At 72.6% G+C, this 15829-nt stretch carries 13 protein-coding genes; 8 read left to right on the forward strand and 5 right to left on the reverse strand.

Features of this window, described 5'->3' with window-relative positions:
• Nucleotides 1-242: 242 nt before the first annotated feature.
• Nucleotides 243-1283, forward strand: coding sequence for a type VII secretion protein EccE (locus V6U90_RS30195; protein ID WP_334443946.1), 1041 nt, complete (start codon nucleotides 243-245; stop codon nucleotides 1281-1283).
• Here V6U90_RS30195 and eccD read toward each other — a convergent pair.
• Genes eccD through V6U90_RS30220 form a run of 5 tightly spaced genes read right to left on the reverse strand, consistent with a single transcriptional unit; the run spans nucleotide 1280 to nucleotide 7325 of the window.
• Complete coding sequence (eccD, locus tag V6U90_RS30200; RefSeq protein WP_334443948.1) at nucleotides 1280-2653, reverse strand: type VII secretion integral membrane protein EccD; 1374 nt, start codon at nucleotides 2651-2653, stop codon at nucleotides 1280-1282. The genes V6U90_RS30195 and eccD overlap by 4 nt on opposite strands.
• Nucleotides 2650-2952, reverse strand: a complete 303-nt coding sequence (locus tag V6U90_RS30205) for a YbaB/EbfC family nucleoid-associated protein (RefSeq protein ID WP_334443950.1) — start codon at nucleotides 2950-2952, stop codon at nucleotides 2650-2652. The genes eccD and V6U90_RS30205 overlap by 4 nt, the downstream gene beginning before the upstream one ends.
• 56 nt (nucleotides 2953-3008) lie before the next feature.
• Nucleotides 3009-5417, reverse strand: coding sequence for a TPR repeat region-containing protein (locus V6U90_RS30210; RefSeq protein WP_334443952.1), 2409 nt, complete (start codon nucleotides 5415-5417; stop codon nucleotides 3009-3011).
• 3 nt (nucleotides 5418-5420) lie between these two features.
• Nucleotides 5421-6539: a WXG100 family type VII secretion target gene (locus V6U90_RS30215; protein ID WP_334443954.1), complete on the reverse strand. Its 1119-nt coding sequence runs from the start codon at nucleotides 6537-6539 to the stop codon at nucleotides 5421-5423.
• Nucleotides 6540-6572: 33 nt separating this feature from the next.
• Nucleotides 6573-7325, reverse strand: coding sequence for a WXG100 family type VII secretion target (locus V6U90_RS30220; RefSeq protein WP_334443958.1), 753 nt, complete (start codon nucleotides 7323-7325; stop codon nucleotides 6573-6575).
• A gap of 198 nt (nucleotides 7326-7523) precedes the next feature.
• On the opposite strand from V6U90_RS30220, the gene eccCa reads away from it, so the two are divergent.
• The 7 genes from eccCa to V6U90_RS30255 all read left to right on the forward strand — a co-directional run bounded on the left by eccCa (nucleotide 7524) and on the right by V6U90_RS30255 (nucleotide 15769).
• Nucleotides 7524-11474 carry a type VII secretion protein EccCa gene (gene eccCa, locus V6U90_RS30225; RefSeq protein WP_334443961.1) on the forward strand — a complete coding sequence of 1317 codons (3951 nt, stop codon included), beginning with the start codon at nucleotides 7524-7526 and terminating at the stop codon, nucleotides 11472-11474.
• Nucleotides 11475-11652: 178 nt separating this feature from the next.
• Nucleotides 11653-12003 (forward strand): WXG100 family type VII secretion target, encoded by a 351-nt coding sequence (locus tag V6U90_RS30230; RefSeq protein ID WP_334443964.1) that lies wholly within the window; start codon nucleotides 11653-11655, stop codon nucleotides 12001-12003.
• Between the two features lie 25 nt (nucleotides 12004-12028).
• A complete protein-coding gene (locus V6U90_RS30235) occupies nucleotides 12029-12331 on the forward strand; it encodes a WXG100 family type VII secretion target (RefSeq protein ID WP_334443966.1) in 303 nt (100 codons plus the stop codon).
• A 112-nt stretch (nucleotides 12332-12443) separates the two neighbouring features.
• Nucleotides 12444-12767, forward strand: a complete 324-nt coding sequence (locus V6U90_RS30240) for a hypothetical protein (protein WP_334443968.1) — start codon at nucleotides 12444-12446, stop codon at nucleotides 12765-12767.
• Nucleotides 12768-12771: 4 nt separating this feature from the next.
• Nucleotides 12772-14058, forward strand: a complete 1287-nt coding sequence (locus V6U90_RS30245) for a WXG100 family type VII secretion target (protein ID WP_334443970.1) — start codon at nucleotides 12772-12774, stop codon at nucleotides 14056-14058.
• On the forward strand, nucleotides 14049-15368 hold the full coding sequence (locus V6U90_RS30250; protein ID WP_334443973.1) for an alpha/beta hydrolase: 1320 nt from the start codon (nucleotides 14049-14051) through the stop codon (nucleotides 15366-15368). Before V6U90_RS30245 ends, V6U90_RS30250 begins: the two co-directional genes overlap by 10 nt.
• Complete coding sequence (locus V6U90_RS30255) at nucleotides 15365-15769, forward strand: hypothetical protein (protein ID WP_334443976.1); 405 nt, start codon at nucleotides 15365-15367, stop codon at nucleotides 15767-15769. The genes V6U90_RS30250 and V6U90_RS30255 overlap by 4 nt, the downstream gene beginning before the upstream one ends.
• Nucleotides 15770-15829: the final 60 nt, after the last annotated feature.

Below are 15829 nucleotides of genomic sequence, written 5' to 3' on the forward strand. Positions count from 1 at the left end.
GTTCCTGGTTCGGGTTGTCTTGGAGTGACAAACCTTGATACCGGAACCCCGCCTCTCACACCCCGATCAACACACCCTTGACCAGCCACGCCCACGCCTAACTGAACGGCGTTGGCACTAGAACTACGGATGCAAGATATGGATCGTCGACGAGATCGAGCCCAGGGAGCCGAGCCATGCCACCAGCCGCACCGGCCACCGCAGCGCCGACCAGTTCCGCACGGCGGCCGGGGGGGCCGCCGATGCCCGCACCACCGGTGGGACAGCACAGGCTGGGTGGACTCGGCGTCGGCCGGCTGGTGCTCTGGCAGTCCGCGGTGCTGGGGGCAGTGGCGGCCGGCGGGCCGTTCGGCGTGGTCGGCGGCACGCTCACCGGGGCGGCGGCGGTCGTGGTGCTCGGCACCGGCGTGCGCTGGCGCGGCCGGTGGCTGTCCGACTGGGTGGTGGTCCGGCACCGCTTCCGGCGCCGGGCCCGGCAGGCCCTGCCGGCCCTGCCCGACCTGCGGACCCACACCGACGCGGACCGGGCGGGTAACCGGGTCGGGCTGGCCGGTGACGGCAGGTCCTGGAGCGCGCTGCTGCGCGCCGAACCCGACGGCGACCTCGACGATCTGCTGCGCCGGCTGCTGTCCCGCTACGACGACCCCGATCTGCCGCTGGCCGGCGCGCAACTGGTCGACTGGGTTTCGCCCGGCACCGGCAACGCGGCGCGCTGGATCGCGATCCGGTTCGACCCCGAGATGGCCGCCCGGGCGGTACAGGCCCGGGGCGGCGGCCGGACCGGTGCGGTACGTGCTGCGGGTACCGCCGCGCTGCGGCTCGCCGCCGAGCTGCGCGCCGCCGGGCATCAGGTCACCGCACTCGACGGCGGTCAACTGCGCGACGCGTGGGCCACCGTACTCGGTGTCGACTCGCGGCGCGCGGACGATCCGGGCACCGAGACCTGGCACCACTGGTCGCTGGGCATGCTGCACCAGGTCTGCTACCGACCGCGCCGAGCCGCTCGGAACCTGACCGAGGTGGCCACGCTGCTCCGCCGGCACGCCGCCGCACCGGCCCTGGTCAGCGCCGTATCGGTACGGTGGGACCGGCAACGCCGTGGCGGCACCCGCAGCACGGCGCTGATCCGGCTCGGGGTGCCCGCCGGACCAGCCCGGGCGGCGGTCGCCGAGGCGGTCCGGCAGGCCACCGCCGGCTTCGAGCGGGACCTGGTCCCGCTGGACGGGGCGCATGCCGAGGCGGCCTGGGCGACGCTGCCGCTGGCTGGCCTGCCAGTGGGTTAGCCGCCCCATGCGCGTACCGCGCCGTAGATGTCGAGCACCGCGCCCGCCACCGGCACCAGACTGACCAGCGCCAGGAACTCGACCACGTCGAGCAGCCGGCCCCAGTACGGCGACGGTGTGTTGGCGGCGGCCCGGACCGCGTACGCCGCGCAGACCACGCCGGTCACCAGGAGCAGCCCGGCGAAGAGCAGCCGGGTGCCGGGACCGCCAGCCAAACTCGCCCGGGCCATCAGGCCGAGCACCGACCCGGCACCGGCCAGCAACAGGGCAGCCCGCTGACCGAGGCCGATGTAGGCGCGGGTGCGGAGCAACAGCCCCACGCCGGCCAGACCGGCCAGTGCCCACGCCCAGCGACCACCGTCGTACAGGAGTATCCCGGCGCAACCGGCCACGATGACCGCCAGGCCGCAGAGCAGACCGCTCAGGATCCGTTCGGCGGCCTCGGTGTCCCCGACCACCTCGGGTCCGAGCGTCGGCCGCTCGTCCCGACGGAACGCCTCCACGTCGGTGGGCACCCCGGGCAGCGGCAGCCGGCCGAGCCGGAGCGCGAGCATCGGCAGGGCCGGACTGGCCACCACGGCCACGCAACAGGTGACCGCCGCGACCGACGCGGGCGAAGAGGTGGTGAGCAGGTCGGCGAGGGCGCCGAGAGTACCGACCGCGGCGGCCACCGCGGCGGCGGCGAACCGCTGCTCCGCCACCACCACGGCGGCCACCGCCGTGTAGAGGGTGGCCGCCGCGCCGGCCAGTGCCAGTCGCCCCGCGGTCAACTCCATCGCCGTGCCCAGCCCACCGATCACCGCCAGCCCGCCGGTCATCGCGGCGGGTACGCCACCGGCGGCGACCGCCGCACCCAGGCCCCGCTCGCCGAACGCGCGGGACAACGCCCCGCCGCCGAGCAGCAGCGCCAGGGCCAGGATGCCGGCGAGCAGCGCGACGGTCGACGCGGCGAGCCCGCTGAAGCCGACCGCGACCGCGACCGTGGTGAAGGCCAGTGCGGCGACCGCGCCGCCGACGTTCCGGGACGCGGTCGCCCGCCACACTCCGGGCCGGTCCCCGGCGGCGCTCGCGATGGCGTCGACCACGTCGTCGAAGAGCATCGGGGTGGCCCGCCGGTCGACCGTGTCCAGGTAGAGCACCTCGCCGTCGCGCACCCCGGCGCCGCTGACGGTGACCGCGCCGTCCAGCGGCGAGCCACCGAAGCGGCGCAGTTCCCAGCCGGCCCCGCCGGCCCGGTCGGCGTTGGTGGCCAGCAGCCGGACCAGTTGCGGAAGCAGCTCCGCCACGGTGCTCTGCATCGGCAACGACACGTCGAGACGGGCGTGTGGCGCGACCACGGTGACCCGTCGGGGGGCGACCGCAGTGGTCACTGCTGGGCCTCGCCGAGCAGCGGGGCGTACCTCGCCTCACTGGCCGCCGCCAGCTTGGCCAGTCCGTCGTTCACCGCCTCCAACACGAGTTGGCCGAGGGTGTGCGCGTCGTAGCGGCGCAGCACCTGCGGGTCGATGGTCACCTCGGTGAACCGGCCGTCGCCCCTGAGCTTCACGGTGACGTCACCGTTGCCGGCGTACCCGGTCAGCTCCATGGTCGCCACCGAGCGCTGGATCTCCTCGATCCGCTGTTGCTGCTCACGCACCTGGGCGAGCAGGTCCTCGATCGCCGGTTCCATCTGTTGTCTTCCTTCCGGTATCACCGCTATCCGCCGGTGCGTAGCCTGCCAGCGGGCTACGGCCGGCGCCCCTGCACGTCGTATTGGATCGACTCGCGGGTATCGGTCGCAAGGTTTGCGAGATACACGTACTGCGCGGCGGTGGTGTACGCGTCCATGTAGTCGGCCCGGCCCGGGTCGGCCCGGGCCCACCGTACGGCCTCCTCGGCGGCCGCGCCATGCAGCGCGCCAACCGGTACGGTCGGCGCCGATCCGCCGGTGCGTAGCTCGAAGCTGGCGAGGTCGCCGGCTGCCGTGTAGACGGTCCCGTTGCCGGTGAACTGCGGGTGGTGGAACACATCGGTGGGCAGGCTCAGTGGATGCACCGGTGCGGGTGCCTGCAGGGCACCGGTGACGAGGTTGGCCGCCTGCCCGACGGCGAACCCGGCGAACGAGCCGACCTCCGGCAGCTTGCCGACCCCGAATCCGACCACATCCTTGACCGCGTTGGCGATCGCCACCTGCCGGGCGTACGCCTCCTGCGCCGTGCGGGTGGCCTGCTCGGCGTCCTGCACGTTGGCGTACCAGATCGCGTTGGCGGCCGAGGCGTTGGTCAGGCCGTCCACGTTGCCGGCGTACCGGCCCGCCTGTTCCATCGGGATCGTGCCGGCGTCGGCCTGCCGCAACAGGTACTCCTGGTACAGGTCGGCAGCCGCGTTGATCGCGTCACGACCGTCCTGGGTGACCTGGCCGAGCATCAGCATGTGCCGGGCGTCGGTGCTGCCCAGCCGCTGCGCCGCCGAGTTGGTGTCCAGCCCGTCGAGCGGCTGGGCGTACAGATCCATGTTCGGCACGGTGGCTCGGGCGATCGCCTCGGCGAAGTGCGGGTTCTCCCGCATCGCGGCCAGGGTCTGCGGGTACGACGCCGGGTCGGTGATCGTCTGGGTGAGGTTGACGTACGCCCCGCGGGCCAGATCGTGCTCGACGGGATCGGCGGTTGCGGCACCGATCCAGTCGACGACCCGGCCCGCGGTGCGGCCGTCGTCGGCCCAACCGAAGCCGGCCAGCCGGCGCAGCGTGTCGCCGTCGCCGGCTAGCGCCGCGTCGGCGGCGTGGTTACGGGTGGACACGTCGAGCAGCGTGGTCAACGTCGTATCCACCCGCGACTTGTCCCAGAGCACCGCGTCGTCGGTCGACACGTAGTACCCGGGCTGGTGTGGGTTGTGCCGGGAGAGGTCGTCGAGGCGCTGGGTCACATCGGCCATCTCACCGACCCGACGGGTCACCGCGGCGGAATAGTCGGCTCCGGCGACGAGATCCCGGTCGGCCGCGCCGGTCAGCTGGGACAACGCCTCCCACTGGGCGTAGCGGGGCACGTCCAGCCGGTTGGTGTAGACCGTTTCGCCGATCGCGCCGGTCAGCGGCGCCCGGCCCGGCGCCGACGGCACCTCGTGGGTGAAGCCGAACGAGTTGGTGCCGATATTGGTTTCGGTGGCCGCCCGGGTATGCACCAGATCGCGGATCGCGGCAGGCAGGTCGGCCGGGTCCTGCGACAGGGTCAGGATGCCGTTGCCGACGGTCCGCAACATCGCCTGCCGGTCGGCGGGGGCGAAGCCCGGGGCGGTCTCGCCGAAAATGCCGAACAGGCTGGTCTGATAGCGGTGCTCGGCGGCGTTGAGGTAGCCCGGCAGGTCGAACACCCGGTCGCCGAGCGCGCCGTAGAACGACGTCAGGAAGGCCTTGTCCGCGGCGGACGGCGGCTGGCCGTTGCGCACCCGGTCGGTGATCACGGCGAGTTGCGCCATGCTCTGGCGGAACTGCGCTGGCGAGACGTCCCCGGCGAGCGCGGCCAGCACCGTCTCTCCTGCGGCACGTCCGTCGGCGCCCGCTGCGGCGGCCGGACCGGCGGCGCCCACGGGGTGTGCCCCGCCGAGCTCGGTGGCGACCTGCGCCAGCACCATCCCGAGCCGGTCACACACCCCGCGCATCGCGCTCAACGCCTGCTCGCCGACCTGCCGGGCCTGCCCGAGCAGGACGGAGACCTGATTACCCGGCACCGCCCGGGCCGCGGCCACCAGTAGCTGTGCGTTGGCCCGGAACCGGGCGATGACCACGTCAGCGGTGCTCGCTGCGGCCCCCAGCCCGCCGGCTGCGCGTTCCAGCGCGGTGGCGTGCCGGCGCAGCCGCGCCTCGGTGCTGTCCAGCCCGGTGCTGACCCGACCGGTGGCGGCGCCGAACGCGTCGTACGCCGCGCCGTACCAGTGCGCCGAGAGTCCGCTCCGGCGCCGGGCCAGGTCGCCGGAAACGCCCGCCGCCCGGTCGGCGACGGCCAGATAGGAGTGGGCCACGGTCCGTAGCCCGGCCGGGTCGCCGGTCAGCTGCCGGCGGTATTCGGCGAGCACCGTGGCGTACCGGTCGAGCAGCCAGGACAGCGCGCCGGACAGGTCGATGGTGCTGCCGACCAGGACGGGAGAGACGCCGGGCACCGGTCAGTCCACCTTGACCGAGCCGTCGGCACCGACACTGATGTCGGCGTCCACGGTCTGCCCACCGGAGCTGGCGGTGACCTCGATGTCGAACGCACGTCCGGTGTCCACCGGCACCTCGACGGTCAGCGTCAGGTCACCCTTGGTGGCCGTGATCGTCACGTCGTCGTCGCCGTCGGCGCCGGGCCCGGACGGGGCGGACGACGGGGGCACGTCAACCGACGCGGCCGGTGGGATCGGCAGGGTCTGCACCGGGCCGGTGGGCGTCACCGTCACCGGCGTACCACCGGAGGGGAGCGAGGACTGACCGGGTTGGACCGCGACCCACTGGTCGGTGCCGAGTGCCGGCGGGACGTAGCTGTTCATCGATCCACCGGCCGGGTAGCCCGAGCCGTTGAACGACGGCATGCTGTAGCCGCCGGGGCCGTAGCCGCCGGCGAGGGCCGCCTGCCCCGCCCCGGTGGCGGTGCTGGCCATCGGTGGTGGCGCGAGAACCGGGTTGCCCGTGCTCCCGGCCGGCAGCGCCGCAGCGGACGCCGAGCCGCCGTCGTTGTTCTTCGAGAACAACTGCTCGACCTGGCCGATGATGGTGGCCAGGCCGGTCAGGATCTGGCCGAGGTTGGTCACTCCGATGGCGGTGAGGATGCCACCGATACCGGTGAGGAACGCCTTCAGGATCCCGGTGGTGCTGACCGCCAGCGCCCGTCCGGCCGCCTGGGTGTACGGGTTGGACATCAGCGCCGCCACCGTCGGGTTGACCGCGCTGACCACGGCCCGGTAGCCCTCCTGCGCGGTGGTCAACTGCGCGGCGGCGCCCTCGAGTTCCCGGATGCCGGCGTACACGGTCTCGATGATCTGCTGGAAGCTGGCGAAGGACTTGTTCAGCTTCTGCACCACGGAGTCGCTCGCCGAACCGGCGGACCACACCTCGCGGAGTTGCTCGCGGGCCCGCTCCAGGTCGGCCAGGAGGGTGACCAGCCGGGCCACCCGCGCGGTCAACGCCGCGGCGTGGGCGAGAATTGCCTGCGGGTTACCGCCCACGATGGTGGGCAGCGCGACGATGCTGGGCCCACGACCGCTGGCGGCGGCATCCATCGCGCCCGAATTGGGGATGTCAAACACGACGCACCTCTCTCGGCTTCAGGCCGTCGGGGTTCACCACAGCGATGTCGCATCCGTCATCGGGCGGTAGACCCGGACGCGTCCGAACTCCGCCGCCGAGCCGACCGCTCCGTGGTTGTAGAGCTGGCCGTCTGCGCCGGCGACACCGATCACCGGGCTACCGGCACCGACGAAGGGCTGCACGACCACCACGTCGCCGGGGTGCACCAGGCCGGAGACGTCCCGCCCGCTGCCCGAGTAGACCGCCAGCAGGCCGACCCGTTCCTGGTTGGCCGGGCTGCGGTCGAGCCAGTCGGCGAAGTCCCGCGCGTCGCGGAAGGTCACCTCGGTCAGGGGCCGGGCCGAAAGCTCACCGAGCCCCGCCCGGCCCAGGTAGTCCAGTACGTTGCCGACCGACCCGGGCTCCCCCGCCGCGCCCGCGCTGTCGTTGATCGCGTAGCCGGCGAGGGCGGCGCTGGGCGCCGAACCGGTGCCGGTGGACGCCCCGCCGAGCGCGGCGGCGACCGCCCGGTCCGCGTCGTCGTAGTCGTTGGCGCTGCGGTGTACCAGGTCGTTGATCTCCTGCAGCAGTTGCAGCAGCGTCCGCATGGTGCCGACGACCTGCCCCTGCATCGCGATGTTCGCCGACGCGACCGGCGAGCCCAGCTTCGCGAACGACGTCGGCGCCACGGTGAGCCGCTCCAGGTCCATCACCGTGCTGTAGGCCTGGAGCAGGATGCCGACGACGTTGCCGACCACTCCACGTACGGCATCCGGCCGCACGTTGTACGACGAGCCTGTCGTCATCGTTCTCGCCTTCCCGCCAGATCGCCCGACCCGTATCACGCCGGCCGGGCAACTCGACCGCGCTGAGGCGGTTCCCGGATGGTTGCGGGTCATCGTAGGTTGGTGCGCGCAAGCCGTTAAACGGCAAAACTACCCACGACCTGCTCCGTCAAAGTGACCACGGGTTACCGATTCATCGGGCCTAGGAGGCACCACCGGATGTCCGCCGACACCTTCCGCCGTCGGGCGGTACTGCCTGAACCACCGCGCGGCGAGATCATGCTGCAATCCCCGCCCGCCCTGCCCCGCGGGTCCGGCCAGTCCGGCATGCAACTGATGTTCATGCTGCCGATGATGCTCGGCATGGGCGCCATGTCGTTCGTCTACATCGGGCGGTCCGGTGGGGCGATGACCTGGATCTTCGGCGCCCTGTACATCAGCGCCATGGTCGGCATGCTGGTGATGAGCCTGTCCCGCGGGGGCGCCTCGAAGAAGGCGCAGATCAACGACGAACGGCGCGACTATCTGCGCTACCTCGGCGGCCTGCGCGGCCAGGTCCGTGAGGTGGCGGTCCGCCAACGGGAAGCGGCCCTGGCGGCGCTGCCCGACCCCGCCGACCTGTGGTCGTTCGCCGGCACCGAGCGGCTCTGGGAACGAGCCCGCACCGATCCCGACTTCGGCCGGGTCCGGGTCGGCACCGGCCCCCAGCGGCTGGCCACCGCGCTGCGGGCGCCACAGACCGCCCCGCTGGAGGACCTCGACCCGGTGGCGTCCACCTCGCTGCGGCACTTCATCCGCACCTACGCCACCGTCGGGGAACTGCCGGTGGCGGTGTCCCTACGCTCGTTCCAGCGGGTCACCCTGGCCGGTGACCGCCCCGAGATCCTGGCCCTCGCTCGGGCCCTGCTGGCCCACCTGGTCACCTTCCACTCCCCGGACAACCTGCGCATCGCCGCCTGCGTCGGGCCGGACCGGCAGGACGGCTGGGACTGGCTGAAGTGGCTGCCCCACGCGGTACATCCGGGTCGGACCGACGCGAGTGGGCCGACCCGGTTGGCCGCACCAACCCTCAGCGAGTTGGCCGCGCTACTGGCCGACGATCCGGCCGATCCGGCGGCCCGCGGCCCGTTCAAGCCCGGGGTCCGGCCCGAGGCGCCGCACCTGCTGATCGTGCTCGACGGAGCCGGCACGCTACCCGATGCCGGGCTCGCCCCGCCCGGCGGCCTGGCCGGCACCACCATGCTGGAGATCGGCGGCGGGCCCGGTGGTGGCGCCGACCCGCTCGATCTGGTGATCTCCGAGGGCCGGCTCGGCATGCGCACCCCGGACGGCGTCGCCCTGGTCGGCGTGCCGGACCGGCTCAGCGTCGCCGGCGCCGAGGTGGTCGCCCGGCAGCTCACCGCGTTGCACACCGGCACGCCGGTGGCCAGCGAGCAGCCGCTGTCCACCACCTTCGGTCTGGCCGACCTGCTCGGCATCGGCGACCCGCGCCGGCTCGACCCGGCGGTGACCTGGCGCCCCCGGTCGGCCCGGGACCGGCTGCGCATCCCGATCGGGGTGGATCCCGACGGGCGGCCGGTCGACCTGGACCTCAAGGAGTCGGCCGAAGGGGGCATGGGCCCGCACGGGCTGGTCATCGGGGCCACCGGTTCCGGCAAGAGCGAGCTGCTGCGCACCCTGGTCACCGGGCTCGCCGCCACCCACTCCTCGGAGACGCTCAACCTCGCGTTGATCGACTTCAAGGGCGGCGCCACCTTCGCCGGCATGACCGGCCTGCCGCACACCTGCGCGGTGATCACCAACCTCGCGGCCGACCTGACCCTGGTCGACCGGATGGCCGACGCGCTCCGCGGCGAGCTGGTCCGCCGTCAGGAACTGCTGCGGGCTGCCGGGAACTACGCCTCGGTATGCGACTACGAGCGGGCCCGGGCCGAGGGCACACCGCTGCAACCGCTGCCCTCGCTGCTGGTGATCATCGACGAGTTCAGCGAACTGCTCTCCAGCCGGCCCGAGTTCATCGACCTGTTCGTGATGATCGGTCGGCTCGGCCGCAGCCTCGGCGTCCACCTGATGCTCGCCTCGCAACGACTGGAGGAGGGCCGGCTGCGTGGTCTGGACAGCCACCTCAGCTACCGGATCGGGCTGCGCACCTTCTCTGCGGCGGAGAGCCGGGCGGTGCTCGGGGTGTCCGACGCGTACGAACTGCCGCCGGTACCCGGCTCGGCGTACCTGAAGTGGGACACCACCACCCTGCAACGGTTCAAGGCCGCGTACGTCTCCGGCGAACTGCCGCCCGAGCAGGTGGCCGCCGTGGCCGAGGAGATTCCCTACGCGCGGCGGGTACTGCCGTTCGGGCTCGCCCCGCTGGCGCCGGCCGAGGCGGTGCGCGCACCGGCAGCGGCGGACGGCCGCAACACCGCAGCGACCAGCGGTGAGACCGTGCTGAGCGCGATGATCGGCCGGCTGCTCGGCAACGGACCCGCCGCGCACCAGATCTGGCTGCCACCGCTGGCCGAACCGCCCGCCCTGGACCAGCTGCTGCCGCCGCTGGGCATCGACCCGCAGCGCGGTCTGACCCCGGTGGGCTGGGCCGGCAACGGGCAGCTCACCGTGCCGTTGGCCATCGTGGACAAACCGTTCGAGCAACGTCGGGACCTACTGTGGGCGGAGCTGTCCGGCGCGGCCGGGCACGCGCTCGTGCTCGGCGCACCGCAGAGCGGCAAGAGCACCCTGCTGCGTACCCTGGTGACCGCGCTGGCGCTCACCCACACCCCGACCGAGGTGCAGCTCTTCCTGCTCGACTTCGGTGGCGGTGGCCTGGCCACCCTCTCCGGCCTGCCGCATGTCAGCGGCTACGCCAACCGGATGGACACCGAACGGGTCCGCCGGATCATCGCCGAGCTGACCGGCCTGCTGGCCGAGCGGGAACGGTCGTTCGCCGCGCACGGCATCGACTCGATCTCCGACTTCCGCCGCCGGCCCCCGCCCAGCCCGGACGGGCGGACGTTCGGCGACGTGTTCCTCGTCATCGACGGCTGGATGACCCTGCGCCAGGAGTTCGAGCCACTGGACGAGTCGGTCACCACGCTCGCCGCCCGTGGCCTCGGGTTCGGTCTGCACGTCGTACTGTCGGCCAACCGGGCGATGGAGATCCGACCGGCCCTGCGCGACCTGATCGGCACCCACGTCGAGCTGCGCCTCGGCGACCCGGCCGACTCGGCGTACGACCGGCGGGCCGCCGCCAACGTACCGAAGGGCGCACCGGGACGCGGGCTCACCGCCGACAAGCTGCACTTCCTCGGTGGGCTGCCGCGCATCGACGGCGGTACCACGGTCAGCGACCTGCCCGACGGCGCGAGCGACCTGGTCAAGCAGGTGGACGCGAGCTGGCGCGGCCCGCGTGCCCCGCAGGTGCGGCTGCTGCCCCGGCTGGTGCCGGCCGCCGACCTGCCCGGTCCGGTTCCCGGTGACCGGCGGATCCCGATCGGGCTGGCCGAGGCGGACCTGGGACCGGCCTACCTGGACTTCGACGCCGACCCGCACTTCCTCGCCTTCGGTGACGTCGAGTCCGGCAAGACCGGGCTGCTGCGGGTGCTCGCCCAGCAGATCGCGGCCCGCTATCCGGTGGCCGACGCCGCGGTCATCGTCGCCGACTACCGGCGCGGGCTGGTGGACGCGCTCACCGGCCCGCACCTGCTCGGCTACGCCGGCAGCGAGCCGGTGCTCGCGCAGCTCGTCGCCGAGGCCGCGGAAGGGCTGCGGCGACGCCTGCCCGGTCCGGAGGTGACCGCCACCGAACTGCGCGAACGTAGCTGGTGGAGCGGCCCCGAACTGTTCGTCCTCGTCGACGACTACGACCTGGTGGTGTCACCGAGCCGCAACCCACTCGCACCCCTGCTGGACTTCCTGCCCCAGGCCAAGGACGTCGGCCTGCACCTGGTGCTCACCCGCCGGTCCGGTGGCGCCAGCCGGAGCCTGTTCGAGCCGGTCGTGCAACGGCTGCGGGACCTGGGCACACCGGGCCTGCTGCTCTCCGGTTCCCGCGACGAGGGCGCGCTGCTGGCCGACGTCAAGCCCAGCAAACAGCCGCCCGGACGTGGGCAGTTGGTGGACCGGCGGACCGGGGTGTCGCTGGTGCAACTCGCCTGGGCGCCGACCGATCCGGCCTGATCCGGACCGGTCGGCGCACGGGTCCGGCGGCCCGGCCGCCGGACCCGTGTGGGTAATAGTGCCGTGTACGCGACGGGTACTTGTGCCGTACTAACGAAGGGTGACGGATGCATAGCATCCCCAGCGTGTACGGCGCCGCGAGTCGGCGCGCGACTCTGCCAAGAGGAGGTGACCCGACGTGGCCAGTCCCGGATACCAGAGTGATGCCGCCGCGATGACGCGAGCGGTCAGCGGGTTCGACGAAGCCGCCACCAACGCGGCTCGGAGCATGGCCGAACTGGAAAGCGAACTCGTATCGGTACTGAGCCGGTACGCCGGTAACCAGGCCACCGCATTCTGGCAGCTGCAAGGCCGGCTGCAGGAGAGCATGCGGATTGCGTCACGGGAACTGCAGACCATGTCCGGCCTGGTCAACGAGAGCTTCCGCAACTACAACACCGGTGATGTCACGGCCGCCGACTCCCTGCGGGGCCTCACCGGCGCCGTCGGCGATGGCAGTGCCGTACTCAGCCGGCTGGCCGGTGCCTAACCTGCCCGGAAAGGGGTGATGTGAGATGACCGCCGATGTGATCAATGTCGAATTCGCCGCGCTGCGGGCCGCTGCCGACTCGCTACAGGTCAAGGCCCAGGCGTTGAACAGCCACATGGACCAGCTGCAGAGCAGCCTGGCCCCGATCAAGCAGACCTGGTACGCCTCCGGCAGTGCCGCCGGTCAGGCTGCGGAGCAGTCCGAGACGCGGCTGCGGGCGGCGCTGGCCGACATCATCGCGGTGATCGGTCAGTTCTCCGGCAAGGTACACGAGGCCCACGACACTCAGTTGGCGCTGGAGAACCGGAACACCAGCTTCTTCGCCTGAGCTGGGGCGATCAGCGGCGGCGTGGGGTGGGGCGGGATCCGCCTCCACTCGACGCCGCCGCCCCGCTGCCGGCGTTGTTCTCAGCCGAGCTCCGAGACAGGAGAGCGCGACGATGTCCCAAGAGGAGTCGTTCCGGGTCCACCTTGAATCGCTGCTGGCATTCGCCCGCGAGTTGGAGGACCAACTGGAGGCGATGCGCAGGCCGACCGACGGCCTGGGCCAGCTGCGCATCCGGCCGGTCCTGCTCGGCGAATTCGGCGAGGCGGCGGCGCTGGCCGACCGGCACCGGGCCGCCGCCGAACAGATGCACGAACTGCTGCACACCGTGCGGGAGGCGATCGCTTTCGCCAACGACGTGACCCGCATGATCGCGGACGGGTACGCCGACTACGACATCGGCGTCGCCACGTCCTTCCGGGCGCACGGAAGGGACTGACACGATGCCGCGTGGAGGTGGTCGGGCGCGTACCGACTTCAGCCAGTACAGCCATCACGAACTGGTGCGGATGCTGCACGCCGGCAAACCGGAGTCGGTGACCGAGGCGGCGGAGGGCTGGGGAGCCGCCGGCACCGCACTGCACGAACGCGCCGGCGACATCGAGCGCCAGCTCCGCGAGTTCGAGCAGTGGTGGGACGGCGGCGCCGCCCGGCAGTACCAGTTGATGATCAACGATCTGACCTCGGGTATCCGGCAGGTCGCCAGCACCGCGTTCGCGGTGCGTGACCTGGCCTACTCCTCCGCCGAGGCGCTCACGACGGCCCAGCAGGCGATGCCCGCCCCGGTTGCCGTACCCGACCTCGCTCCCTCCATCCTCGCCGCCGCGACCACCCCCCTGGTCGTACCCGTGGACACTCCGGCCAGCACCGTCGACACGCTCCGCCAGCACCAGGCCGAGGCGCTCGCCGAAGTCCGCGCCCAGCAGCAGGCACAGGCCGCCTCGAACGCAGCGCACCAGCAGGCGGTGCAGGTGATGTCCACCCTCGCCACCGAGTACACCACCACCGAGGACGCGATGCCGGTCACCCCGAGCGCCGCGTCCCGACCGGCCGCCGGCACGCCGATCGAGGAGCCACCGCCGGTCACGCCAGCCCTACCGCTGGCTCCGCAGCCCGGTGGCACCATGCCGACCGTACCGGGCGAGACGCCGGTCGACCCGAACCAGACGCCGGTCGACCCGGACGGGGTACCGCCGGTGACCCAACCCCGGCCACTGTTCGGCACGATGTTCACCGCCGGGTTGGCCGCGGCCGCCGCCGCGCTCGGCGGGCGGTTCGCCACCGTGCCGCCCAGGCTGGGGGCCAAGCCGAACGAAGAGAAGAAGGACACCGCCCCGGTGCCGGCTGTCGACGACAAGACCGCCGGCAGCGGTGCCCGGATCTCCGCCGGCGGTGCCGGTGGCGGTGGAGGAGGCGGCGGCGGAGGTGTCGACCTGTCGCCGGTGGCGAACCAGTCCCCGGCCGGTCAGGCCAGCGGCCCGGCGGCGAGCGGACTCGCCGGAGCCGCCGGGACGGCCGCCGGGGTGGCCGCAGCGAAGGGCATGGCCGGCGGCTTCATGCCGGCGATGCCCTTCGCACCGATGGGCGCGGGCGACGCGGCCGGTGGCCGGCGTATCCCACCCTGGCTGGTCGAGACCGAGGACGTGTGGGGCGAGCAGTCGGTGGTGACGCCGGCGGTGATCGGTGAGGAGCCCGAGTCGAACCAGCCGGGGACCCAGTCATGGAGGTGACCACCGCCGGATTCCGCGCCGTCCCGACCGCACTGGACGCCGCAGCGGCCGAGTTCACCGGAAACGCCGACCGGTTGAACACCATTCGCGGGCAGCTCACCACGCCAGCCATCGACGGCAACGCGTTCGGGTTGGTGCCGCAGTCCCAACGGGCCATGCAGGCGCACGGCAACAGCCTGCAGCTCAACAGCGTCGAACTGGAGTCGGCGGCGACGCAGACCCGGCGGCTGGCCACCGGGGTGACCGCAGCGGCGACCAACTACCGGCGGGGCGACACCCAGGTGAGCCAGGCATTCCGGCAGCTACTGGGTGGTCTGGCCGGTGGCAGCACGCTGGCCGACGCCCCGGCCGCCGCGCCCGCCGGCACTGCCCCGTTCGGCGCCCGGATCGCGGCCAACCGTTCGGCGATCGCCGCCGAGTTGACCGCCGAACGGCAGCGCCTCGCCGACTACCGGGCCCAGCTCACCGGGGACCCGGCCGTCGACCACCAGCTACGCGAGACCATCGCCCGGTCGCAGGCGCGCATCGAACTGTACGAGAACGTCATCGCCGAACACCGCAAGATCCTCTCGTTCGACCCGTCCGGTGACGGATCGATGGTCGAGCTGGTCGGCGACATCGACGCCGGCACCCGCAACGTCGCGGTGTTCGTCCCGGGCACCACCTCCGAGCTGGCCAACTTCGAGCGGTACCACGACGGCGCGGTCGGCTTCGTCGACGCGGCCCCCCGCCGGGACCTGGCCATGGTCGTCTGGATGGACGGTGACCTGCCGTCCAACCTGTTCCCGCAGGCGCCATCGGCCAGCTACGCCGACGAACTCGGGCCCCGACTCGCCGATTTCTCCCGTCAACTGCGCGCCGAGATCGGCGGCTCGGCCGCGGCCGGCAACGACGTGCAGGTCACCTTCGCCGGCCACTCGTACGGCGGCGCGGTGGTCGGCACCGCCGAGCAGCACGGGTTGGACGCCAACCGGGTCCTGCACATCGAGTCGGCGGGCATGGGTCACCGCGTGGACGGCCCGGAGGACCTGCGTCCGGCCCAGCCCGATGTGCAGCGCTACTCGATGACCGCGCCGGGCGATCCGATCGCCTGGGTCCGGGACATCAACATCGGCAACTGGGGGCACGGGGCCGACCCCGACGAGTTCCCGGGTGTGGTCCGGCTGGAGACCGGCAACTACGCCGACGGCCGACCGCTGGAGGGCGTCTCCGCGCACTCCGACGTGCTGACCTACCACAGTGACGCGTGGTGGAACATCTATCAGGTGTTCACCGGCGGTCCGCTGGTGACGGTACCGTCGCTGCCGTGACCGAGCCGATCGACTTCGCGCCACTGGCCGCCGTGGCCGGGCCGTTGCGGGCCATCCTGGACGACGTTGCCGCGCGGTTCGGCGCCGGCGCCCGGATCAGCCGCGACGAACAACTCGACTGCGACCCGTTCCGGCCGGCCGGCGTGCCGAGCGAGTCGGTGCGCTGGGAGTACAACCTACGGGTTCCCGTCCCGCCCGGCGCCGCCGAGATCCTGCTGACCGAGGTGGTGCTGGAGCTGAGCGCGGACGGTTGGCGAGCCACCGACCGCAGCAGCGAGACCGAGGTGGCCTACCAGTTCCAGCGGGACGGCGCGAACCTCGGCGTACACATCTCCCGGGACGGCACCGGCGAGGTGGTGGTGGGCGGCTCCAGCCGCTGCGTACCGACCGAGGCGCCCTAGGCCGCGTTTCGTAAGGCTCGGAGCCACTGGTCGATGATGGCGATGGTGACGGTGGCTTCG

Origin of the sequence: Micromonospora sp. CPCC 206060 (genome assembly GCF_036906895.1) — a bacterium.
Classification (GTDB): Bacteria; Actinomycetota; Actinomycetes; order Mycobacteriales; family Micromonosporaceae; genus Micromonospora.

Bases quoted from the DNA above. Each gene is read 5' to 3' on its own strand.
- V6U90_RS30195 (WP_334443946.1), top strand. From the start codon at position 243: ATGCCCGCACCACCGGTGGGACAGCACAGGCTGGGTGGACTCGGCGTC.
- V6U90_RS30205 (WP_334443950.1), bottom strand. From the start codon at position 2,952: ATGGAACCGGCGATCGAGGACCTGCTCGCCCAGGTGCGTGAGCAGCAA.
- V6U90_RS30220 (WP_334443958.1), bottom strand. From the start codon at position 7,325: ATGACGACAGGCTCGTCGTACAACGTGCGGCCGGATGCCGTACGTGGA.
- eccCa (WP_334443961.1), top strand. From the start codon at position 7,524: ATGTCCGCCGACACCTTCCGCCGTCGGGCGGTACTGCCTGAACCACCG.
- V6U90_RS30235 (WP_334443966.1), top strand. From the start codon at position 12,029: ATGACCGCCGATGTGATCAATGTCGAATTCGCCGCGCTGCGGGCCGCT.
- V6U90_RS30240 (WP_334443968.1), top strand. From the start codon at position 12,444: ATGTCCCAAGAGGAGTCGTTCCGGGTCCACCTTGAATCGCTGCTGGCA.
- V6U90_RS30245 (WP_334443970.1), top strand. From the start codon at position 12,772: ATGCCGCGTGGAGGTGGTCGGGCGCGTACCGACTTCAGCCAGTACAGC.
- V6U90_RS30250 (WP_334443973.1), top strand. From the start codon at position 14,049: ATGGAGGTGACCACCGCCGGATTCCGCGCCGTCCCGACCGCACTGGAC.